This window comes from Pseudomonas corrugata, from assembly GCF_050920615.1.
GTDB classification, from domain to species: Bacteria; Pseudomonadota; Gammaproteobacteria; order Pseudomonadales; family Pseudomonadaceae; genus Aquipseudomonas; species Aquipseudomonas corrugata.
In genome coordinates this window covers 5,565,510-5,587,472 of the sequence record NZ_CP130434.1, presented here as the reverse complement: position 1 = coordinate 5,587,472, position 21,963 = coordinate 5,565,510, and the positions used below count along the sequence as shown (strand labels likewise).

At 62.5% G+C, this 21,963-nt stretch carries 17 protein-coding genes; 11 read left to right on the top strand and 6 right to left on the bottom strand.

Annotated elements, in window-relative coordinates; translation table 11 throughout:
* The 9 genes from murD to lpxC all read left to right on the top strand — a co-directional run bounded on the left by murD (nt 1) and on the right by lpxC (nt 10,521).
* Entirely contained in the window at nt 1-1,347 is a 1,347-nt protein-coding gene (murD, locus tag QZH45_RS24885) for a UDP-N-acetylmuramoyl-L-alanine--D-glutamate ligase (RefSeq protein WP_055135908.1), read from the top strand.
* The gene (gene ftsW, locus QZH45_RS24880; RefSeq protein WP_024781275.1) at nt 1,344-2,561 is read left to right on the top strand and encodes a putative lipid II flippase FtsW; all 1,218 of its coding nucleotides are present in this window, start codon (nt 1,344-1,346) and stop codon (nt 2,559-2,561) included. The genes murD and ftsW overlap by 4 nt, the downstream gene beginning before the upstream one ends.
* Nucleotides 2,551-3,621 (top strand): undecaprenyldiphospho-muramoylpentapeptide beta-N-acetylglucosaminyltransferase, encoded by a 1,071-nt coding sequence (gene murG, locus QZH45_RS24875; RefSeq protein WP_024781276.1) that lies wholly within the window; start codon nt 2,551-2,553, stop codon nt 3,619-3,621. The genes ftsW and murG overlap by 11 nt, the downstream gene beginning before the upstream one ends.
* On the top strand, nt 3,614-5,074 hold the full coding sequence (gene murC, locus QZH45_RS24870; RefSeq protein WP_024781277.1) for a UDP-N-acetylmuramate--L-alanine ligase: 1,461 nt from the start codon (nt 3,614-3,616) through the stop codon (nt 5,072-5,074). Before murG ends, murC begins: the two co-directional genes overlap by 8 nt.
* Nucleotides 5,071-6,036 carry a D-alanine--D-alanine ligase gene (locus QZH45_RS24865; RefSeq protein ID WP_055135909.1) on the top strand — a complete coding sequence of 322 codons (966 nt, stop codon included), beginning with the start codon at nt 5,071-5,073 and terminating at the stop codon, nt 6,034-6,036. Before murC ends, QZH45_RS24865 begins: the two co-directional genes overlap by 4 nt.
* Before the next feature lie 3 nt (nt 6,037-6,039).
* On the top strand, nt 6,040-6,906 hold the full coding sequence (locus QZH45_RS24860; protein ID WP_024781279.1) for a cell division protein FtsQ/DivIB: 867 nt from the start codon (nt 6,040-6,042) through the stop codon (nt 6,904-6,906).
* Nucleotides 6,907-6,921: 15 nt separating this feature from the next.
* Nucleotides 6,922-8,181 (top strand): cell division protein FtsA, encoded by a 1,260-nt coding sequence (gene ftsA / locus QZH45_RS24855; RefSeq protein WP_003205342.1) that lies wholly within the window; start codon nt 6,922-6,924, stop codon nt 8,179-8,181.
* A 122-nt stretch (nt 8,182-8,303) separates the two neighbouring features.
* On the top strand, nt 8,304-9,497 hold the full coding sequence (ftsZ, locus tag QZH45_RS24850) for a cell division protein FtsZ (RefSeq protein ID WP_024781280.1): 1,194 nt from the start codon (nt 8,304-8,306) through the stop codon (nt 9,495-9,497).
* Nucleotides 9,498-9,609: 112 nt separating this feature from the next.
* Nucleotides 9,610-10,521: a UDP-3-O-acyl-N-acetylglucosamine deacetylase gene (gene lpxC / locus QZH45_RS24845; protein ID WP_024781281.1), complete on the top strand. Its 912-nt coding sequence runs from the start codon at nt 9,610-9,612 to the stop codon at nt 10,519-10,521.
* An 85-nt stretch (nt 10,522-10,606) separates the two neighbouring features.
* Here the strand turns inward: lpxC and QZH45_RS24840 are convergent, their stop codons facing one another.
* From QZH45_RS24840 to QZH45_RS24820, 5 genes are all read right to left on the bottom strand, one after another.
* A complete protein-coding gene (locus QZH45_RS24840; protein WP_024781282.1) occupies nt 10,607-12,103 on the bottom strand; it encodes a sensor domain-containing diguanylate cyclase in 1,497 nt (498 codons plus the stop codon).
* Between the two features lie 212 nt (nt 12,104-12,315).
* Nucleotides 12,316-13,713 carry a heavy metal sensor histidine kinase gene (locus tag QZH45_RS24835; protein WP_053194330.1) on the bottom strand — a complete coding sequence of 466 codons (1,398 nt, stop codon included), beginning with the start codon at nt 13,711-13,713 and terminating at the stop codon, nt 12,316-12,318.
* Nucleotides 13,688-14,362 carry a heavy metal response regulator transcription factor gene (locus tag QZH45_RS24830; RefSeq protein ID WP_024780665.1) on the bottom strand — a complete coding sequence of 225 codons (675 nt, stop codon included), beginning with the start codon at nt 14,360-14,362 and terminating at the stop codon, nt 13,688-13,690. The genes QZH45_RS24835 and QZH45_RS24830 overlap by 26 nt, the downstream gene beginning before the upstream one ends.
* 9 nt (nt 14,363-14,371) lie before the next feature.
* A complete protein-coding gene (locus QZH45_RS24825) occupies nt 14,372-17,485 on the bottom strand; it encodes a multidrug efflux RND transporter permease subunit (protein WP_053194329.1) in 3,114 nt (1,037 codons plus the stop codon).
* Nucleotides 17,482-18,639, bottom strand: coding sequence for an efflux RND transporter periplasmic adaptor subunit (locus tag QZH45_RS24820; protein WP_024780663.1), 1,158 nt, complete (start codon nt 18,637-18,639; stop codon nt 17,482-17,484). The genes QZH45_RS24825 and QZH45_RS24820 overlap by 4 nt, the downstream gene beginning before the upstream one ends.
* A gap of 277 nt (nt 18,640-18,916) precedes the next feature.
* On the opposite strand from QZH45_RS24820, the gene QZH45_RS24815 reads away from it, so the two are divergent.
* On the top strand, nt 18,917-19,147 hold the full coding sequence (locus QZH45_RS24815; RefSeq protein WP_053194328.1) for a hypothetical protein: 231 nt from the start codon (nt 18,917-18,919) through the stop codon (nt 19,145-19,147).
* A gap of 30 nt (nt 19,148-19,177) precedes the next feature.
* On the opposite strand, the gene QZH45_RS24810 is transcribed toward QZH45_RS24815, so the two are convergent.
* On the bottom strand, nt 19,178-20,146 hold the full coding sequence (locus tag QZH45_RS24810; RefSeq protein WP_024780661.1) for a LysR family transcriptional regulator: 969 nt from the start codon (nt 20,144-20,146) through the stop codon (nt 19,178-19,180).
* A 331-nt stretch (nt 20,147-20,477) separates the two neighbouring features.
* Between QZH45_RS24810 and QZH45_RS24805 the strand changes: the two genes are divergently transcribed.
* Nucleotides 20,478-21,956, top strand: coding sequence for an efflux transporter outer membrane subunit (locus QZH45_RS24805; RefSeq protein ID WP_053194327.1), 1,479 nt, complete (start codon nt 20,478-20,480; stop codon nt 21,954-21,956).
* Nucleotides 21,957-21,963: the final 7 nt, after the last annotated feature.

The following is a 21,963-nucleotide window of genomic DNA, read 5'->3' as shown; positions in this document are numbered from 1 at the left end:
GTGTCCCTGATCGCTTCTGACCACTTCCGCATTGTTGTCGGCCTCGGCAAGAGCGGCATGTCCCTGGTTCGCTTCCTGGCGAGCCGGGGCGTGTCGTTTGCCGTGGCCGATACACGGGAGAGTCCGCCCGAACTGGCCACGCTGCGTCGTGACTATCCGCAGGTGGACGTGCGATGTGGCGAGCTGGACGTCGAGTTCCTGTGCCGCGCCGACGAGCTCTACGTAAGCCCCGGCCTGGCCCTGGCGACGCCTGCCCTGCAGGCCGCTGCTGCCCGTGGCGTGAAACTGTCCGGTGATATCGAGCTGTTCGCGCGTAATGCCAAGGCGCCGATCATTGCCATCAGCGGGTCCAATGCGAAAAGTACCGTGACCACCCTGGTGGGCGAAATGGCCGCGGCCGCCGGCAAGCGGGTTGCCGTCGGCGGTAACCTCGGAACGCCGGCGCTGGACCTGCTCAGCGATGACATCGAGCTGTACGTGATGGAGCTGTCGAGCTTCCAGCTTGAGACCACCGATCATCTCGGCGCCGAAGTGGCGACTGTGCTGAACATCAGCGAAGACCACATGGACCGCTATAGCGGCCTGCCGGCTTATCACCTGGCCAAGCACCGGATTTTCCGGGGTGCCCGGCAAGTGGTGTTCAACCGCCAGGATGCGCTGACCCGTCCGCTGCTGGGCGAGGGCATGCCGTGCTGGTCTTTCGGCTTGGGCGTACCGGACTTCAAGGGCTTCGGGTTGCGTGAAGAGAACGGCGAGAAATACCTGGCCTTCGAATTCCAGAACCTGATGCCGGTGCGCGAGCTGAAGATCCGTGGCGCCCACAACCAGGCCAACGCGTTGGCGGCTCTGGCCCTCGGGCATGCGGTCGGCCTGCCGTTCGACGCCATGCTGTCGGCGCTGCGTAGCTTCGCCGGTCTGGAACATCGCTGCCAGTGGGTTCGCGACCTGGATGGCGTGGCCTGGTACAACGACTCCAAGGCCACCAATGTGGGGGCCGCGTTGGCCGCCATCGAGGGCCTGGGCGCAGACATCGAAGGCAAGCTTGTGCTGATCGCTGGTGGCGACGGCAAGGGCGCCGACTTCAAGGATCTGCGCGATCCGGTTGTCGCCAACTGCCGCGCCGTGGTGCTGATGGGGCGTGACCGCGAGTTGATCGCCGAGGCCATCGGCGACGGTGTATCGCTGGTTCGCGTCGGTTCGCTGGACGAAGCCGTGCAGCAATGCCGTGCCCTCGCTCAACCGGGCGATGCTGTCCTGCTGTCACCTGCCTGTGCCAGTTTCGACATGTTCAAGAACTACGAAGAGCGCGGGCAACTGTTCGCCCGTGCTGCGGAGGGCTTGGCATGAGCCTGAGAAACGTCATCAAACCGTATCCGTCGCCGCTGATCACCGGGCGTGGCATCGACCTGGATTTCCCGATGCTCGCCGGTTGCCTGGCGTTGCTGGGCCTGGGTCTGGTGATGATCACTTCCGCGTCTTCGGAAGTGGCTGCGGTGCAGTCCGGCAACACCCTGTACCACATGATCCGGCACCTGATTTATCTGGTGATCGGCCTGGGTGCCTGCGTCGTCACCATGATGGTGCCGATCGCCACCTGGCAGCGCCTGGGCTGGATGATGCTGCTCGGTGCCTTCGGCCTGCTGGTAATGGTGCTGGTGCCGGGTATCGGCCGCGAGGTCAACGGCTCGATGCGCTGGATCGGTTTCAGCTTCTTCAACGTGCAGCCTTCGGAAATCGCCAAGGTGTTTGTGGTGCTTTTCCTCGCCGGTTATCTGGTGCGTCGCCAGAAAGAAGTGCGCGAAAGCTGGATGGGTTTCTTCAAGCCGTTCATCGTGTTGCTGCCCATGGCGGGCCTGCTGCTGATGGAGCCAGACTTCGGCGCCACGGTGGTGATGATGGGGGCTGCGGCAGCAATGCTGTTCCTGGGCGGGGTCGGGCTGTTCCGCTTCATCCTGATGGTGGTGTTGGCGGTGGCTGCCGTGACGGTGCTGGTGCAGGCGCAACCCTATCGGATGGCGCGCCTGATCACCTTTACCGACCCGTGGGCCGACCAGTTCGGTTCCGGTTATCAGTTGACCCAGGCGCTGATCGCCTTCGGGCGCGGCGAATGGCTGGGCGTTGGTCTGGGCAACAGCGTGCAGAAACAGTTCTACCTGCCGGAAGCCCACACCGACTTCGTGTTCTCGGTGCTGGCCGAAGAACTGGGTGTGGTGGGATCGTTGTGCACCGTGGCCCTGTTCGTATTCGTCTGTGTACGCGGCATGTACATCGGCTTGTGGGCCGAAAAGGCCAAGCAGTTCTTCGCCGCTTATGTGGCCTATGGACTGTCGTTCCTGTGGATTGGTCAGTTCCTGATCAATATCGGTGTGAACGTCGGCCTGCTGCCGACCAAGGGCCTGACGCTGCCGTTCCTCAGTTATGGCGGCAGTTCCCTGGTGATCTGTTGTGCCTGTCTCGGCCTGTTGTTGCGAATCGAGTGGGAGAGCCGGACCCACCTGGGCAGCGAAGAGATGGAGTTCCAGGAGAGCGACTTCGCCGAGGAGCCGACTCATGGGCGCTAACGTGCTGATCATGGCGGGCGGCACCGGCGGGCACGTGTTCCCGGCACTGGCCTGCGCCCGGGAATTCCAGGCGCGCGGCTACACCGTGCACTGGCTGGGTACGCCACGAGGTATCGAGAACGAACTGGTTCCAGGCGCGGGCCTGGAGTTGCATCGGATCAACGCCAGCGGCCTGCGGGGCAAAGGCAAACTGTCCTTGCTCAAGGCACCCTTGATGCTGCTCAAGTCGGTCTGGCAGGCGCGGGCGATCATTCGTCGGTTGCGGCCGGTCTGCGTGGTCGGGTTCGGCGGTTATGTGACCGGTCCCGGCGGTCTTGCAGCGAAACTGGCCGGCGTACCGGTGATCGTTCACGAGCAGAACGCCGTCGCCGGTACCGCCAATCGGTTACTGGTGCCGTTGGCCGCCCGGGTCTGTGAAGCCTTTCCCGACACCTTTACCCTGTCGGGCAGCCGCCGCACCACCGGTAATCCGGTGCGTACCGAGCTGTTTCTCGATACCCCGCGCCCGACCCTGGTCGGACGCAAAGCGCGTTTGCTGGTCCTGGGTGGGAGCCTGGGGGCAGAACCGTTGAACAAATTGCTGCCCGAAGCCTTGTCGCAGGTCGCTTCCGAACTGCGGCCGGAAGTCTTTCATCAGGCCGGCAAGCACCACGATGAAGTGACCGCCAAGCGCTACCACGCCGCAGGCGTCGAGGCGCAAGTGCAGCCGTTCATCAAAGACATGGCCCAAGCCTATGGCTGGGCCGACCTGGTGATCTGTCGCGCAGGCGCGTTGACCATCAGTGAACTGGCTGCCGCCGGTCTGCCCTCGATGCTGGTGCCCTTGCCCCACGCCATCGATGATCACCAGACCCGCAATGCCGATTATTTGGCCCGCGAAGGCGCTGCCTTCCTGCTGCCGCAAAGAACGACCGGCGCCGCGGATCTTGCCGCCCGCCTGACAGAGGTCTTGATGCAACCGCAACGACTTGAAGACATGGCCCGCGCCGCGCGCCGCCTGGCCAAACCCGATGCAACGGCCCAAGTGGTCGATACCTGCCTGGAGGTGGCTCATGGTTGAGAATCGCAAAGCCATGCCGCAGCCGGAGATGCGCCGTATCCGCCGTATCCACTTCGTCGGTATCGGCGGCGTAGGGATGTGCGGGATCGCCGAGGTGCTGCTGAACCTGGGCTATCAGGTCTCCGGTTCCGACCTGAAGTCTTCGCCGGTCACCGAGCGCCTGGAATCCTTTGGCGCCCAGATCTTCATCGGCCACCGTGCCGAGAACGCCGCCAATGCCGACGTGCTGGTGGTTTCCAGTGCCGTGAACACGTCCAACCCGGAAGTCGCCACCGCCCTGGAGCGCCGTATTCCGGTAGTGCCACGTGCCGAGATGCTGGCCGAGCTGATGCGCTATCGCCACGGTATCGCCGTAGCCGGCACCCATGGCAAGACCACCACCACCAGCCTGATCGCCTCGGTGTTCGCCGCTGGCGGCCTGGATCCGACCTTCGTGATCGGCGGTCGTCTGAATGCCGCGGGTACCAACGCCCAGCTGGGCACCAGCCGCTACCTGATCGCCGAAGCCGACGAGAGTGATGCGAGCTTTCTGCATCTGCAACCGCTGGTGGCCGTGGTCACCAATATTGACGCCGACCATATGGCGACCTACGACGGAGACTTCAACAAGTTGAAGAAGACCTTCGTCGAGTTCCTCCACAACCTGCCGTTCTACGGTTTGGCGGTGGTGTGTATGGATGACCCGGTGGTGCGTGAAATCCTGCCGCTGATCAAGCGCCCGACCGTGACCTACGGTTTCGGCGAAGAAGCCGATGTGCGCGCCATCAATGTGCGCCAGCAGGGCATGCAGACGTTCTTTACCGTACTGCGGCCTGACCGCGAGCCGCTGGATGTGTCGGTGAACATGCCGGGCAACCACAACGTGCTCAACGCCCTGGCCACCATCTGCATTGCCACCGATGAAGGCGTCAGCGACGAAGCTATCGTCCAGGGGCTCTCCGGATTCCAGGGCGTGGGTCGACGCTTCCAGGTCTATGGCGAGCTGCCGGTGGACGGCGGCAACGTGATGCTGGTGGATGATTACGGCCATCACCCGACCGAAGTCGCGGCGGTGATCAAGGCCGTGCGGGGTGGTTGGCCGGAGCGCCGCCTGGTGATGGTCTACCAGCCACACCGCTACAGCCGCACCCGCGACCTGTACGACGACTTCGTACAGGTGCTGGCCGACGCCAACGTGCTGCTGTTGATGGAAGTCTATCCGGCCGGCGAAGAGCCGATCCCGGGCGCCGACAGCCGTCAGTTGTGCCACAGCATCCGTCAGCGCGGTCAACTGGACCCGATCTACATCGACCGCGGCGTGGACCTCGCGCCGGTGGTCAAGCCGCTGCTGCGCGCCGGTGACATTCTGTTGTGCCAAGGTGCCGGTGACATCGGTGGCCTGGCTCCGAAACTGTTGAAAAGTCCGTTGTTCGCCGGTGCCACCGTGGCTTCCAGCGAGGGGAAACTGAAATGACTGCTGCCTACGCCAACCTGGTTTCGACCCTTGACCCGAAAGCCTTCGGCCGCGTCGCCGTGCTGTTCGGTGGCAAGAGTGCCGAGCGCGAGGTGTCCCTCAAGTCTGGCAGGGCCGTGCTCGACGCCCTGCAAAGCGCCGGCGTCGATGCATTCGGCATCGACGTGGGCGATGACTTCCTGCAACGCCTGCTGAGCGAAAAGATCGACCGTGCGTTCATCATTCTCCATGGTCGCGGTGGTGAAGACGGCAGCATGCAAGGCCTGCTGGAGTGCCTGGGCATTCCCTACACCGGCAGCGGCATCCTGGCTTCAGCGCTGGCGATGGACAAACTGCGCACCAAGCAGGTCTGGCACAGCCTCGGCATTCCGACGCCGCGTCATGCCGTGCTGGCGTCCGAGGCCGACTGTATTTCGGCGGCCACGGAACTGGGCTTCCCTTTGATCGTCAAACCGGCCCATGAAGGTTCAAGTATCGGCATGGCGAAAGTGAATTCGCTGCCTGAGTTGACCGCGGCATGGAAAGACGCCAGTTCCTACGATTCGCAAGTGTTGGTCGAGCAATGGATCACCGGTCCCGAGTTCACCATCGCCACCCTGCGTGACCAGGTGTTGCCGCCGATTGCGCTGGGCACGCCCCACACGTTCTACGACTACGACGCCAAGTACGTGGCCAATGACACCCAGTACCGCATTCCCTGCGGGCTGGACAGCACCAAGGAAAAACAACTGATGGACCTCACGGCCAAGGCCTGTGAGGCGCTGGGTATTGCCGGTTGGGGACGGGCGGACGTGATGCAGGACGCCGAGGGGCAGTTCTGGTTCCTTGAAGTCAACACCGCGCCCGGCATGACCGACCACAGCCTGGTACCGATGGCGGCCCGTGCCGCCGGTCTGGATTTCCAGCAACTGGTGCTGTCGATCCTGGCCGCCAGTTTCGGCAATCAAGAGCCAAGAGGTTAAGCCATGCAAGGCGCATCGCTTCGTCATCAGCCATCCGCACCCGGTCGCAAGCCGGTGCCGCGGGGTGCCAGCCGAATGGTGGCCAAAGAGCCGATGTCGGCGCGCTTGCCGAAAGCCAACTTTGGTTTTCTCAAGAGCCTGTTCTGGCCGGTGCTGCTGGTGGCGTTGGGGTTTGGTACGTATGAGGGCGCCCAGCGTTTACTGCCTTATGCCGACCGGCCGATCGCCCGGATCAACGTCCAGGGTGACCTCAGCTATATCAGTCAGCAGGCGGTGCAGCAGCGGATCGCCCCGTTCGTGGCGTCGAGCTTCTTCACCATCGACCTGGCGGGCATGCGCACGGAACTGGAGCAAATGCCCTGGATTGCCCATGCCGAAGTCCGGCGCGTGTGGCCCGACCAGGTCTCGATCCGCCTGGAAGAACAACTGCCGGTGGCCCGTTGGGGCGATGAGTCGCTGTTGAACAACCAGGGCCAGGCGTTCACGCCGCGGGAACTGGCCAACTACGAACATTTGCCACAGTTGTTCGGCCCGCAGCGGGCCCAGCAGCAGGTGATGCAGCAATACCAGGTGTTGAGCCAGATGCTGCGGCCGTTGGGCTTCTCCATCGCACGCCTGGAATTGCGCGAACGCGGCAGCTGGTTCCTGACCACTGGCGCGGGCAGCTCGGGGCCGGGGATCGAGTTGTTGCTCGGTCGCGGCAACCTGGTGGAAAAGATGCGCCGTTTCATCGCCATCTACGACAAGACGCTCAAAGAACAGATTACGAACATCGCGCGCATCGATCTGCGCTACGCCAATGGCCTTGCTGTTGGCTGGCGGGAACCGGTAGCGCCCACGACGGCCCAACCCGCCGTCGCGAAGAATTAAGAAGAGGCAGGACCCATGGCAAACGTGCAAAGCGGAAAAATGATCGTCGGGCTGGATATCGGCACTTCCAAAGTGGTTGCGCTGGTAGGCGAGGTCGCGGACGACGGCACGCTGGTCATCGTCGGGATCGGAACCCATCCGTCCCGTGGCCTGAAGAAAGGTGTGGTGGTGAACATCGAGTCCACCGTGCAATCGATCCAGCGCGCCATCGAAGAAGCGCAACTGATGGCCGGTTGCCGGATCCACTCGGCGTTCGTCGGCGTTGCGGGTAATCACATCCGCAGCCTGAATTCCCACGGTATCGTCGCGATCCGTGATCGTGAAGTCAGCTCTGCCGACCTCGAGCGCGTGCTCGATGCGGCCCAGGCTGTGGCGATTCCGGCCGACCAGCGGGTGCTGCACACCCTGCCGCAGGATTACGTGATCGACAACCAGGAAGGCGTGCGTGAGCCCCTGGGCATGTCCGGCGTGCGTCTGGAAGCCAAGGTCCACGTGGTCACCTGCGCCGTGAATGCTGCGCAGAACATCGAGAAATGCGTGCGCCGTTGCGGCCTGGAAATCGACGACATCATCCTTGAGCAACTGGCTTCGGCCTACTCGGTGCTGACCGACGACGAGAAAGAGCTGGGCGTGTGCCTGGTGGACATCGGCGGCGGCACCACCGACATCGCCATCTTCACCGAAGGCGCCATTCGCCACACCGCGGTGATCCCGATTGCCGGTGACCAGGTGACCAACGACATCGCCATGGCGTTGCGTACCCCGACCCAGTACGCGGAGGAAATCAAGATCCGCTACGCCTGCGCCCTGGCGAAACTGGCCGGTGCCGGTGAAACCATCAAGGTACCGAGCGTCGGCGACCGTCCCCCGCGCGAGCTGTCCCGCCAGGCGTTGGCCGAGGTGGTCGAGCCGCGCTACGACGAACTGTTCACACTGATCCAGGCCGAGCTGCGTCGCAGCGGCTACGAAGACCTGATCCCGGCCGGCATCGTATTGACCGGCGGCACGTCGAAGATGGAAGGCGCGGTCGAACTGGCCGAGGAAATCTTCCACATGCCGGTACGCCTGGGCGTGCCGCATGGCGTCAAGGGGCTGGATGACGTGGTGCGCAACCCGATCTATTCCACAGGCGTGGGCCTGTTGATGTACGGCCTGCAGAAGCAGTCTGACGGGATCTCCTTTTCGGGGATCGGCAGCCGCGACAGCTACAGCAGCGACGAGCCGAAGGCTCCGCTGTTCGAGCGGCTCCAGGCCTGGGTAAAGGGCAATTTTTAAAAAGCTTCAAGCAGCAAGCTTCAAGCGACAAGTTTGCGACCTCGGTCTTGCAGCTTGCAGCTAACAACTTGCAGCTGGAATGCAGTAGGCGAAAAAAACTAGAGAATGTAAGGAGAGGGAAAATGTTCGAACTCGTAGACAACATCCCCGCCAGTCCGGTTATCAAAGTAATCGGTGTCGGCGGTGGCGGCGGCAACGCTGTCAACCACATGGTCAAGAGCAACATTGAAGGCGTCGAGTTCATCTGCGCCAACACCGATGCTCAAGCGCTGAAGAACATTGGCGCGCGGACCATCCTGCAGTTGGGTACCGGTGTGACCAAGGGCCTGGGTGCCGGCGCGAATCCCGAGGTTGGCCGTCAGGCTGCCCTTGAAGACCGCGAGCGCATCGCTGAAGTCCTGGCCGGCACCAACATGGTGTTCATCACCACAGGCATGGGCGGTGGTACCGGTACCGGTGCTGCGCCGATCATTGCCGAAGTGGCCAAGGAAATGGGTATCCTCACCGTTGCGGTGGTGACCCGTCCGTTCCCGTTCGAAGGCCGCAAGCGCATGCAGATTGCCGATGAAGGCATCCGCGCGCTGAGCGACAGCGTCGACTCGTTGATCACCATTCCCAACGAGAAACTGCTGACCATCCTCGGTAAGGACGCCAGCCTGCTGTCGGCTTTCGCCAAGGCCGATGACGTACTGGCCGGTGCCGTTCGCGGTATCTCCGACATCATCAAGCGTCCGGGCATGATCAACGTCGACTTCGCCGACGTACGCACCGTGATGTCCGAAATGGGCATGGCGATGATGGGCACTGGCTGCGCCAGCGGTCCGAACCGTGCTCGTGAAGCCACCGAAGCGGCCATCCGCAACCCGTTGCTCGAAGATGTGAACCTGCAGGGCGCCCGCGGCATCCTGGTGAACATCACCGCAGGTCCCGACCTGTCCCTGGGCGAGTACTCCGACGTGGGTAGCATCATCGAAGCGTTCGCTTCCGACCACGCAATGGTCAAGGTCGGCACCGTGATCGATCCGGACATGCGTGACGAGCTGCACGTGACCGTGGTTGCTACCGGCCTGGGTGCGAAAATCGAGAAGCCGATGAAGGTGATCGACAACACCGTCCAGACCACAATGGCCTCGCAGCCACAGCAGCAAGCTCCCGTTCGTCAGGAACAGCCTGCGGTGAACTACCGCGACCTGGACCGTCCGACCGTCATGCGCAACCAGGCCCAGGCCGGCGCTGCGGCTGCCGCGAAGATGAATCCGCAAGACGATCTGGACTACCTGGATATCCCGGCCTTCCTGCGTCGTCAGGCCGATTGATGAAATGTATCAGGGGTATTCGGGTGATTGGTGTTCAGCAAAGGTCTGGTCTGCTATCATCGCCAGCCTTTGTTGATACCAGTTCGCAATTTGCGCTGAAGCGGCCCATGCCATGATTAAACAACGCACCCTGAAGAATATTATCCGTGCCACAGGTGTCGGCCTGCACTCAGGCGAGAAGGTCTACCTGACCCTCAAACCCGCGCCTGTCGACACCGGCATTGTGTTTTGTCGTGCCGACCTCGACCCTGTGGTGCAGATTCCTGCTCGCGCGGAAAATGTTGGTGAAACCACCATGTCGACCACTCTGGTCAACGGTGACACCAAAGTGGACACGGTGGAGCATTTGCTCTCGGCCATGGCTGGCCTGGGCATCGATAACGCCTACGTCGAGCTCTCCGCGTCCGAAGTCCCGATCATGGATGGCAGCGCCGGACCCTTCGTATTCCTGATTCAATCGGCTGGCCTGGAAGAGCAGGAGGCGGCCAAGAAATTCATCCGCATCCTGCGGGAAGTGACAGTGGAAGACGGCGACAAGCGCGCCACTTTCGTTCCTTTCGATGGTTTCAAGGTTAGCTTCGAGATCGATTTCGATCACCCGGTTTTCCGTGACCGCACCCAAAGTGCAAGCGTGGATTTTTCCAGCACTTCGTTTGTAAAAGAAGTCAGCCGCGCCCGTACCTTTGGTTTCATGAGTGACATCGAGTACCTGCGCAAGCACAACCTCGCACTCGGCGGCAGTGTTGAAAACGCGATCGTGGTCGATTCTGATGGCGTGTTGAACGAAGATGGTCTTCGCTATGAAGACGAATTCGTCAAACACAAGATCCTCGATGCAATCGGCGACCTCTACCTGCTGGGCAATAGCCTGATTGGTGAGTTCAAGGGCTTCAAGTCCGGCCACGCACTGAACAACCAACTGCTGCGCAAGTTGATTGAGCAGAAAGATGCTTGGGAAGTGGTGACGTTCGAAGACGCCAGTACCGCACCGATCTCTTACATGCGCCCGGTTGCGGCCGTGTAAGCAAAAAACCTCTCTAGTTTTTTAAGGGCTGCCTTCGGGTGGCCCTTTTTTATGGCTGTCAGGGAAGCATTTGTGGCGAGGGGTATCACATCGCGCAGACCACGCAATTGCGCCCGCTGGCCTTGGCCTTGTATAGCGCCTTGTCGGCGGCGAATAGGAGCTGTTCGAGGTCGCCATACGGGCCTTGGGACCACGTCGCGATGCCGATGCTGACAGTCATGGGGGGCTCGCCCGGCTGGACGGGGGGTAATTGTTCCACCGCCTCGCGAATGCTCTGGGCCATGGCAAACGCCCCGGCAGTGTTGGTTTCCGGTAACACCACCGAAAACTCTTCACCGCCATAGCGCGCGGCCAGGTCGGCCGGACGACGGACACGTTCACCGATCAGTCGTGCCAAGGTCCTCAGGACCTCGTCACCCTGTTGATGGCCATGGCGATCGTTGAATGCCTTGAAGTGGTCGGCATCGACCATCAGTACCGACAGTGGTTGGCCCGAGCGCAAGGTACGTAGCCATTCTCTTTGCAGCGTCTCGTCCAGGGCCCTGCGGTTAGCCAGGCCCGTCAGTGGATCGGTGGCCGCCCGTTGGGCCAGTTCCCGTTCAGCACGATGGCGGCGTCTCAGTTCCCTGCGTAGCAGCCAGGTGAGCCAGAGCAGACCGATGCACAGCGCGCCGGTAGCGCCGCTGACCATCAGCGTCGTGCGTAGCCATGAAGCGAAAACTTCCTCGGAGGAGAGCGCCACCACGACGATCAACGGCAAGTTGCCAACCTGGGAAAAGGTGTAGAGGCGCTGTTTCTGGTCGGAACCGGAAATACCGGTGAAGCTGCCATTTCCGTCATGCAGGATGCGCACGAAGTTCGGCCGGTTGCTGAAATCCCGGCCGATGATGTCCTCGGCCAGGGGCGGTTCCTGTGCCAGCAGGATTCCGTCGCGACTGATCAGGTTGACGGTGCCCCCATGCCCGATGTTCAAACTCTTGAACAACTGGCTGAAGTAACTCAAGCGCATCGCAGCTTCGGCCACGCCCAGGAAGTCGCCGCGGTCATCGCTCAGCCGACGACTGAAACTGATACGCCAGTCGTGCTCGTTACTCCTGGCTCGGAAGGGACGGCTGATCATCATGTCCGGGCTTGGGTTCTGGACGTGGGAGCGGAAATACTCGCGCTCAGCATAGTTACCGGCGCGTGGTTGGACCGAGGCCGAGTCAGCGATCACGTCACCTTGTTTGTCCAGCAACAAGATGTCGCCTTTGTAGGGCGCGGCGGTGGCGCGGTCGAACATCGCCAGGTGACGGATTTGCGGTGAAACGGTTTTCAGGTCTTCGCGCTTGGCCGCGGCAATCAGGCCTTGCACCGAGACGTCGTAGAGTTCGACGTTGCGCAGCACATCGGCATCAATCAACTGCACGATATTGGTGGCCGCACGTGTTGCGGCTTCGCGGGCACTGGTGTGTTCGCGAATCAGCAGGAAGGTCACGATGCACAGGATGGCAATGACAACCAGTGAGCTGGCCAGTACGAGTACCCGCTCCGAACGTATCGGAAGCGGGGTGCTGCCGGGTGTCGCACTGCTGGTGCTCATGATTCCGATGTCTATAGGGTCGATCCATTCCGAGGGGAGCATAGCTGGCAGTTAACCAGATGCTGGCCTTTTGCTGATTGTGCTTGGATCGGAGAGAGCGGGCAATCAGTGTTCAAGCCAAAGCCAAAGCCAAAGCCAAAGCCGATGACCATGGCTCCCTGATTCTGGGCTAATTGCCTTTCGCCCAGCATTCAAAGGCTTGGAAAAGACGATCAGCTCGCTCGGGGCAGGTCGGTCGGCAAACGGATGCCGAAGGTATTGGCACCGCGGTCGCTATGCACGAAAACATCCCCGCCGTGCATCAGCGCGATCGCCCTGACAATGGCCAGCCCCAGCCCATGGTTGGCGCCACTGTTGCTCCGAGAGGCGTCGACCCGGTAGAAACGTTCGAACAGCCGCGGCAGATGTTCGTTGGCGATGGGTTCGCCGGGGTTGGTGACGGCAAGGGTGACCTGGTCGGCCTGGGCTTCAATACGTACGTCGATGACTTGTCCGGGCGCAGTATGCTGCACGGCGTTGCTCAGCAGATTGATCAGCGCCCGGCGCAGATGGGCGATCTCGATGCTGGCCTGTGCGTCGCCGCTGACTCGCACCTGGACCTGTGCGTCTTCGAGGATGAAGTCCAGGTAATCGAGGGTGGTTGCCACTTCGTCGGCCAAGGACGTGATGGTCAGCGTGGTGGCCTTGCTGCCTTGGTCGGCGCTGGCGAGGAAGAGCATGTCATTGATGATCGAGCGCAGCCGTTCCAGTTCTTCGAGGTTCGATTGCAGTACCTCGAAATAATGTTCGGCCGAACGACCGCGAGTCAGCGCCACCTGGGTCTGGCCGATGAGGTTGGTCAGGGGCGAGCGCAGTTCATGGGCTACGTCGGCGTTGAACGATTCCAGGCGCGAATAGGCTTGTTCGACCCGATCGAGGGTGGTGTTGAAGGAACTGACGAACTGGCTCAGTTCTGGTGGCAAAGGCGATAGCCGCAGGCGCCCGGACAGGCGCGGAGGGGCCAGGCGCCGGGCTTCATCGGAGAGCTTGATCAGTGGCTTGAGGCCGATATGTGCGACCCAGTAACCCAGCAGGGAAGCGAGCAGCACCCCGATAACCGCCAGGCTCACCAAGGCCACCAGCAGGCGATGCTGGGTCTGGTAGAACGTCTCGGTGTCGATGCCGATCATGAAGCGCAACGGCGGTCGTTGATCCTTGGCCGGAAACTGGCTCACCAGCACTTTCATCGGGTAGTGGCTGTTGGGCAGTTGCAGGTCACGCTTACCCAGTGGCCCTTCGGTGAAGGCCCGGATCTGCTGATCGGGATCGCCATATTCGAAGTGAGGATCTCCGCTGACGATCCAGAAGTGGATGCGCTTGTCTTCCTCGCCCAGCAAGCGCAGTTTGTTGTGGATCTTCACCCAGTGCTCGGGTGTGCCATAACGGCCGACCGTGGACTCGAGCACGCTGTAGCGGGCATCGAGTTCGGCTTCGGGCAACAGGCCCAGGCCTTTTTCGACCTGCTGGTACAAGGCGCCGCCGATCAACAGGAACACCAGCGCGGCAACCAGTGTGAACAGGCCGCTGAGGCGTAGCGCGATACTGTTACTCACTGCGATTTTCCAGCACATAGCCCATCCCGCGAATGGTGTGCAGCAACTTCTGCTCGAAGGGGCCGTCTAGCTTGGCCCGCAGGCGTTTGATCGCCACCTCCACGACGTTGGCGTCGCTGTCGAAATTGATGTCCCAGACCATTTCGGCGATGGCGGTCTTGGAGAGGATTTCACCCTGGCGGCGGGCCAGGACACTGAGCAGCGAGAACTCCTTGGCCGTCAGGTCCAGACGTTGGCCGGCGCGGGTGGCCTTGCGGCTGATCAGGTCGATCCACAGGTCGGCGATGCTCACCTGCAACGGTTCATGGCTGCCGCTGCGACGGGTCAGGGCTTGCAGGCGGGCCACCAGCTCCAGGAAGGAGAACGGTTTGCCCAGGTAGTCGTCGGCACCATCGCGCAGGCCCTTGATGCGGTCTTCGACCCGTTCCCGGGCGGTGAGCATGATCACCGGTGTCTGCTTGCGGGCGCGCAAGGCTCGCAGCACGCCGAAACCATCCAGACCCGGTAGCATCACGTCGAGCACGATCACTGCATATTCGCTTTCCAGGGCCAGGTGCAGCCCTTCAACGCCGTCGGGGGCCACGTCCACGATGTAGCCCTGTTCGGTCAGGCCACGATGCAGGTAGTCCGCGGTTTTTTCTTCGTCTTCGATGATCAGAACGCGCATGGCCCCGCCTCAGTCTGTAGTCGCCCGCGCCCTGGCTGGCGCAGGCCCGGGATGATGGTCGGGTCGATGGAACAACCGCTCGAGCCACAAGTATATGACCGGTGTGGTGAACAGCGTCAGCGCCTGGCTCACCAGCAGGCCACCGACCACCGCAATGCCCAGGGGCTGGCGCAATTCCGCGCCGGGACCGTGGCCGAGCATCAGCGGCAAGGCGCCGAGCAGGGCGGCCAGGGTAGTCATGATGATCGGGCGGAACCGGGTCATGCCTGCCTGGAAAATCGCCTCCTGCGGTGTCAGTCCGCCATTGCGCTGCGCCTCAAGAGCGAAGTCGATCATCAGGATGCCGTTTTTCTTGACGATGCCGATCAGCAGCACCAGCCCGATCAGCGCCATGATCGAAAAATCCCGGCCCATCAGCCAGAGCATGATCAGGGCGCCGAGGCCGGCGGAGGGCAGGGTGGAGATGATGGTCAGTGGATGCACGAAGCTCTCGTAGAGCACGCCGAGAATGATATACACCGCCACCAGCGCGGCGACGATCAGCCACGGCTGGCTGGCCAGGGAGCTCTGGAAAGCCTGTGCCGCGCCCTGGAAGTTGCCGCTGATTGCGGCCGGCATGCCGATGTCGTTCTTCGCCTGGTCGAGCATGCGTACCGCGTCTCCCAGTGCCACGCCTGGCGCCAGGTTGAACGACAGGTTGGCGGCCGGGAACATGCCATCGTGGGCAATGGACAGCGGGCCGTTGGTGGGTGGATCGAAGCGGGCCAGGGCCGATAGCGGCACCATTTCCCCGCTCAGCGGCGAGCGCAGGTAGAAGTAGGCCAGGCTTTCGGCCTTGCCACGTTGCCGGGTGTCGAGTTCCAGGATCACGTTGTACTGGTTGGTCTCGGTCTGGAACTCGTTGATCTGCCGCTGGCCGAACGCGTCGTACAGCGCCTGGTCGACATCGCTGGCGGTCAGACCGAAGCGTGCCGCCGCGCTGCGGTCGATGTTGATGTGGGTAATGCTGCCGCCCAGTTGCAGGTCGTTGGAGATATCGCGGAACGCCGGGTTGCTGCGCAATCTGTCGGTGAGTTTCTCGGTCCAGGCATTGAGGGTTGGCCCGTCGTTGCTCTTGAGGACGTACTGATACTGGGCGCGACTGGGGCCGGAACCGAGGTTGATGTCCTGTCCGGCCCTCAGGTACAGCACCACGCCGGGAATTTTCTGCAACTTGGGGCGGATCCGGTCGATGAAGCCGCTGGCCGAGACGTCACGTTCGCCTTGGGGCTTGAGGGCGATCCAGAAACGACCGTTGGCAATGGTCTGGTTGCTGCCCGAGACGCCGACGAAGTGGGAGAACGTCTGCACCGCCGGGTCGGCGGCGACGATTTCGGCCAGGGCCTTGTGCTTGGCCACCATGTCCGGGAACGACACATCGGCGGCCGCTTCGCTGGTGCCCAGAACCAGACCGGTGTCCTGTACCGGAAAGAAACCCTTGGGAATGAACACATAACCTGCCACCGCCAAGGCCAGGGTCAGGCCGAACACGCCGATCATCAGCCTCTGATGGGCCAATGCCTTGCGCAGGCCTCTTTCATAGCCACCCAACAGTCGTTCGCCAAAGCCCGGACCTCGATGGACATGATGTACCGGTGCGCGCATGAACAGCGCCGCCAGCGTTGGCGCCAGGGTCAGGGACACCACCACGGAAATCAGGATGGTCGAGGTGGCCGTCAGGGCAAACTCCTTGAACAGTCGACCGACCACGCCGCCCATGAACAACAACGGAATGAACGCGGCAATCAGGGAGAAGCTGATGGAGATCACCGTGAAGCCGATTTCGCCGGCGCCCTTGATCGCCGCCTCACGCATGCCGTCACCGGCCTCGAGATGCCGGTGGATGTTCTCCACCACCACTATCGCGTCGTCCACCACGAAGCCCACCGAGATGACAATGGCCACCAGGGTCAGGTTGTTCAGGCTGAAGCCCATCACGTACATCAGGGCGAAGCTCGCGGTCAGGGACACACCCAGCACTGCCGAGACGATCAGCGTCGCCGAGAGCTGGCGCAGGAACAGCGCCATGACCGCCACGACCAGCAGCACTGCGATCAGCAGGGTGATCTCCACCTCGTGCAGCGAGGCACGGATGGTCCTGGTGCGGTCGATCAGCACCTTGACCTGCACCGCGGCGGGCAGCATGGCTTCCAGGGTGGGCAGGGCGGCCTGGATGCGGTCGACGGTTTCGACGATGTTCGCCCCCGGTTGTCGGAAGATCACCAGGTTGAGCCCCGGCTCGTTGTCGGACCAGGCCTGGACGTAGGCATTTTCCGAGCCATTGATCACCTTGGCGATGTCCTTGAGCTGCACCGGTGCCCCGTCCTTGTAGGACACGATGAGGTCGCCGTATTCCTCGGGCTGGAACAGTTGATCGTTGGTGGACAAGGTCGAGATGCTCGAGTCGCCGTACAGCGCGCCCTTGGCCAGGTTGAGGCTGGCCTGCTGGAGTGTCGTACGGATGTCGGCCAGGGTCAGGCCGATGGCGGCAAGACGGTCGGCGGAGGCCTGGACCCGGATCGCCGGGCGTTGTTGACCGGTGATGTTGACTTGTCCTACGCCGTCGATCTGGCTGATCTGACGGGCAAGCAGCGTTTCGACGTAGTCGCTCAGTTCGGTGCCGGGCATCAGGCTGGAACTGATACTGAGGATCAGCACCGGGCTGTCTGCGGGGTTGACCTTGCGCCAGGTGGGCAGGTTCGGCATGTCGCCGGGCAGTTTGCCGGCGGCGGTGTTGATGGCCGCCTGCACTTCCTGGGCGGCGGTGTCGATGCTCTTGGCGAGGCTGAATTGCAGGATCAGATTGGTCGAGCCGAGGGCGCTGCTGGAAGTCATCTGCGTAATGCCGGGGATTGCACTGAACTGCACTTCCAGCGGCGTCGCCACCGAGGATGCCATGGTTTCGGGGCTGGCGCCGGGCAGTTGGGCGTTGACCTGGATCGTCGGGAATTCCGCCTCCGGCAAAGGGGCGACGGGCAGACGCGGGAAGGCAATACTCCCCAGAAGTATCAGGGCGAACGTCAGCAGCACCGTGGCGACCGGGTGGTCTATGCACCACGCCGAAATCGAACCGCGACCCTTCATGGTTGCGGCTCCGTGGCTTTGGCGACAACCGGTGGGGCGGTGAGTACCTGGACGCTGGTCCCCGATCTGAGGCGTGACTGGCCGTCACTCACCAGTTGATCACCGACATCCACCCCCTTGAGGATCTGCATGTCGCTGTCCTGGTAAACCATTTCAACCGGTACGCTCTCGACCTTGTCCCCCTTGAGCCGGTATACGAAGTGCTGGTCCAGCCCGCGCTGGACCACGGTCGGGGGGACCACCAGGGCACCCTTGTCGAGGGCGGTCTGGATTTTCAGCGTAACCAGTTGCCCGGGCCACAGCCTTTGCCCGGCGTTGCTGAACTCTGCCTTGGCCCGCAAGGTACCGGTGCTGGGGTTGATCTGGTTGTCGATGAGGCTCAGCCGGCCCTCGCCAAGCATTTCCCCTGCCGTGCCATCGGCGCCGATGTAGGCCTTGACCAGCGCCTGCTCGGGCGCGGCGATCATCCGTTGCAAGGTGGGCAGCATCTGTTGGGGCAAGGAAAACTCCACCGCAATCGGGTCGATCTGGGTCACGGTGAACAGGCCTTCGGTGTCGCTGGTGCGCAGGAAATTGCCTTCGTCCACGTTGCGGATGCCGACGCGACCGGTCACTGGGGAGCGAATCTGAGTGAAGGACAACTGCACCTGTGCGGCATCGATGGCCGCCTGATTGCCCCGGGCGGTGGCCTTGAGCTGATTGACCAGGGCCTGCTGTTGATCGTAGGTCTGCTTCGAGACGCCGTCATCGACGCTCAGCAATTTGTAACGCCTGAGATTGACCTGGGCCACCGCCAGTTGCGCCTGGCTTTCGCCGAGCTGGGCCCGCGCCTGGTCGAGACTGGCGCGAATGGAACGATCGTCGATGGTCGCCAACAAATCACCCTTGCTCACCCGTTGTCCCTCCCTGACCAGCAACCGGGTGAGGATCCCGTCGATCTGCGGGCGGATCACCACGCTGTGCAGAGACAGCACCGTGCCGATGCCGCTGGCAAAGCGCGGTACATCCTTCTGCTCCACGCTGACGACCCGTACCGGAACGGCAGCAGGCTTCCCGGGTTTGGCGGCGATGGGCTTCATGACGAACCAGAGGGCGAGGGCCGCCAGGGCGACCAATGGCGCTACGAGCAGGACGGTTCTTTTCTGGATGTGCATGGATGTGGGAGGCCGGTCCGGGACGAAGGGAGTTTCAAGGTTCTTATATAGCGTTGCGAGACGGTCAGGAAGGTGACGGCTAACTGACAGACTTGTCAGTTTTGTCCTGAATTACTGTCGGACGTATTTCAGGTTGAATCCGCCCGATACGTTGTGGCAGCGGCCGGGTATACTGGCGCCGCCGCGTCTTCCTCCAGGCCCGGCTTGCACACCGTGTGGCGAGGAGCAAACCCCTTCGCCACGGATTGATGGCCTACCTTGAGTGAACGGCATTTACATGACTTCCCCTAACGGCGAACCGGCCGACCTGCCTGATGGCGATGTTTCCAGCGCCGAGAGCGGCAAAGCAGCGATCCCGGCCTTCAAGTTTCCCTTCAAGCCCGGTGAACTGGGCACGGCCAAAGGGGCAGGACAGTTGCCGTGGTACAAGAACGGTGTGAAGGATGGTCACACCAAATCCCCGGGTGCCGCACCTCCCGGCACGCGTCGTTCGATGGGCAAGCGCTGAGGGGCGTTCCTGGTGACGGGGCCGGCGACTTCAATTCGCGGCTCGCGCGCCCGCCAGGCTGCCGCTCAACTCATACGCCGTCAGCTCGGCCTGGTGCGCTGTCAGGATTTCCGGCAGCGAGCCTCGCAGGTACTCGACCCAGGTCTTGATCTTCGCATCCAGGTACTGGCGCGAAGGGTAGATGGCGTAGAGATTCAATTCCTGGGAACGGTAATGGGGCATTACCCGCACCAGCGTGCCGTTGCGCAGGCCTTCGATGGCCGCATAAACCGGTAATACACCTACGCCCATGCCGCTGGTGATTGCGGTTTTCATCGCATCGGCGGAGTTCACCAGGAAGGGTGACTGGTTGATGGTGACCATTTCCTGGCCTTCCGGGCCGTCGAACACCCATTTCTCCAGCGGAATGACCGGGCTGACCAGGCGCAGGCAGGCGTGGTTGAGCAGCTCGCTGGGTTTCTGTGGGCAACCGTTGGCCTTCACGTAGGCAGGTGAAGCACAGACGATGCTGTAGGTGATGCCCAGGCGTTGGGAAACGAAGCCCGAATCCGGCAGTTCGCTGGCCAGCACGATGGAGACGTCGTACCCCTCATCCAGGATGTCCGGCACGCGGTTGGCCAGGGTGAGGTCGAAGTTCACGTCCGGATGGGTCTTGCGATAGCGGGCAATGGCATCGATCACGAAATGCTGGCCGATACCGGTCATGGTATGGACCTTCAACTGCCCGGCCGGTCGGGCATGGGCGTCGCTGGCCTCGGCTTCGGCTTCTTCGACATAGGCCAGGATCTGTTCGCAACGCAACAGATAGCGTTTGCCGGCTTCGGTCAGGGCAATGCGGCGGGTGGTGCGGTTGAGCAAGCGGGTTTGCAGATGGGCTTCCAGGTTGGAAACCGCACGCGAGACGTTGGCTGTCGTGGTATCGAGCTGCACGGCGGCGGCGGTGAAACTGCCGGCTTCGGCAACACAGCAGAACGCGCGCATGTTTTGCAAGGTGTCCATGGAGGGCTCTCTAGGGCGATGGCAAATTGTGACACGAAGTTACGGCGCTACGGGATCCGACTTATGGATTATCGCGTTTACGGTAACAAAGATTCGCAGAAAGATCGGCTTATCGCCGTTTGGCTGGGTGCCTAGAATTGCCGGCGTTGTAGGGGCGGGCTGTCTGGCACGGACCTCATGTGGGAGCGAGCCTGCTCGCGAGGCGTTGGGTCAGTTGCCTGCGATAGGGCGGGTGCCGCCGCCTTCGCGAGCAGGCTCGCTCCCACAGGTCGCTTAACCGGCATGCACGCTCGTTGCTTTTCCTTGTCCCTTTCCCAGGAATCTTGCGCAAGTGCCGCGTTGCATCAGCAGAGAGCTGAAGACTCTCAGTGTTTGGGCTTTATCGTTGACCCTCAGCGCTTGCATCGGGACAGGAGGGATCGCACCCCGGGGCGAGGCGTTGTCAGCCGACCGACTGGCCACCGATGAAGCGATCCGCGAGGCCGCCCGCGATGCCCACTGGCCCAGTCGCCAGTGGTGGAAGGCCTATGGCGACCCGCAACTGGATCGCTGGATCGACCTGGCGGTGCAGGACAGCCCGAGCCTGGCCCTGACTGCCGCCCGGGTGCGACAGGCCAAGGCCATGGCCGGTGTTGCCGAGGCGGCCGAGTCGCCGCAGGTCAATGGCCAGGCCACTCTCAAGCGCCACAACTGGCCCACCGATCAGTTCTACGGTCCTGGCGAACTGGCCAATACGACCACCTGGGACAACGACGCCGGCCTGGGCCTGAGCTACGCCCTGGACCTGTGGGGGCGGGAGCGCAACGCCAGCGAGCGGGCAGTCGACCTGGCCCATGCCAGCGTCGCCGAGGCACGGCAGGCGCAGTTGGAGTTGCAGAACAACGTCGTACAGGCCTATATCCGTTTTGCGCTGCACTATGCCCAGCGCGATATCGTCGCCGCGACCCTGCGCCAGCAGGAACAGATTCTCAACCTGGCGCAAAAGCGTCTCGACGGTGGCATCGGCACTCATTTCGAAGTCAGCCAGGCCCAGGCACCATTGCCCGAGACCCATCGGCAACTCGATGCCCTCGACGAAGCCATCGCCTTGAGTCGTAATCAATTGGCGGCGCTGGCGGGCAAGGGGCCGGGAGAGGGCGCGGATCTGCAGCGACCGGCCCTGGCCCTGGGTGCACCCTTGAAGCTGCCGTCGGCGTTGCCCGCCGAGCTGCTGGGCCAGCGACCGGATGTGGTTGCCGGTCGCTGGCAAGTGGCGGCTCAGGCAAGGGGCATCGATGTGGCCAGGGCCGGTTTCTATCCCAATGTGGATCTGGTGGGAGGCCTGGGCTACATGGCCACGGGCGGCGGTGCGCTGGAATTCCTGACGGGCAAGAAACTGACCTACAGCGTCGGGCCGGCCATCACGCTGCCGATCTTCGACGGGGGGCGCCTGCGCTCGCAGCTGGGCGAGGCGGCGGCCGGCTATGATGCCGCCGTGGCGCACTACAACCAGACACTGGTGAACGCGCTCAAAGGCATTTCCGACCAATTGATCCGTCGCGAGTCCATGGACAAGCAGCAGGCTTTCGCTGCCGAGTCCGTGGCCGCCGCGCAACGCACCTACGATATTGCGTTGGTGGCGTTCCAGCGCGGGCTGACGGATTACCTCAATGTGCTCAACGCCCAGAGCCTGTTGTTCAAGCAGCAACAGGTGCAACAGCGGGTGGAGGCTGCCCGCCTCGGTGCCCATGCCGATCTGGTGACGGCCCTGGGCGGTGGGCTGGATGCCGGCGGTGACGCCGCGCCTGATCCTGCATACGCACCGTGGTGATTGCTTG

Bases quoted from the DNA above. Each gene is read 5' to 3' on its own strand.
- ftsW (WP_024781275.1), top strand. From the start codon at position 1,344: ATGAGCCTGAGAAACGTCATCAAACCGTATCCGTCGCCGCTGATCACC.
- murG (WP_024781276.1), top strand. From the start codon at position 2,551: ATGGGCGCTAACGTGCTGATCATGGCGGGCGGCACCGGCGGGCACGTG.
- murC (WP_024781277.1), top strand. From the start codon at position 3,614: ATGGTTGAGAATCGCAAAGCCATGCCGCAGCCGGAGATGCGCCGTATC.
- QZH45_RS24865 (WP_055135909.1), top strand. From the start codon at position 5,071: ATGACTGCTGCCTACGCCAACCTGGTTTCGACCCTTGACCCGAAAGCC.
- QZH45_RS24860 (WP_024781279.1), top strand. From the start codon at position 6,040: ATGCAAGGCGCATCGCTTCGTCATCAGCCATCCGCACCCGGTCGCAAG.
- ftsA (WP_003205342.1), top strand. From the start codon at position 6,922: ATGGCAAACGTGCAAAGCGGAAAAATGATCGTCGGGCTGGATATCGGC.
- ftsZ (WP_024781280.1), top strand. From the start codon at position 8,304: ATGTTCGAACTCGTAGACAACATCCCCGCCAGTCCGGTTATCAAAGTA.
- lpxC (WP_024781281.1), top strand. From the start codon at position 9,610: ATGATTAAACAACGCACCCTGAAGAATATTATCCGTGCCACAGGTGTC.
- QZH45_RS24840 (WP_024781282.1), bottom strand. From the start codon at position 12,103: ATGAGCACCAGCAGTGCGACACCCGGCAGCACCCCGCTTCCGATACGT.
- QZH45_RS24835 (WP_053194330.1), bottom strand. From the start codon at position 13,713: ATGTGCTGGAAAATCGCAGTGAGTAACAGTATCGCGCTACGCCTCAGC.
- QZH45_RS24830 (WP_024780665.1), bottom strand. From the start codon at position 14,362: ATGCGCGTTCTGATCATCGAAGACGAAGAAAAAACCGCGGACTACCTG.
- QZH45_RS24825 (WP_053194329.1), bottom strand. From the start codon at position 17,485: ATGAAGGGTCGCGGTTCGATTTCGGCGTGGTGCATAGACCACCCGGTC.
- QZH45_RS24820 (WP_024780663.1), bottom strand. From the start codon at position 18,639: ATGCACATCCAGAAAAGAACCGTCCTGCTCGTAGCGCCATTGGTCGCC.
- QZH45_RS24815 (WP_053194328.1), top strand. From the start codon at position 18,917: ATGACTTCCCCTAACGGCGAACCGGCCGACCTGCCTGATGGCGATGTT.
- QZH45_RS24810 (WP_024780661.1), bottom strand. From the start codon at position 20,146: ATGGACACCTTGCAAAACATGCGCGCGTTCTGCTGTGTTGCCGAAGCC.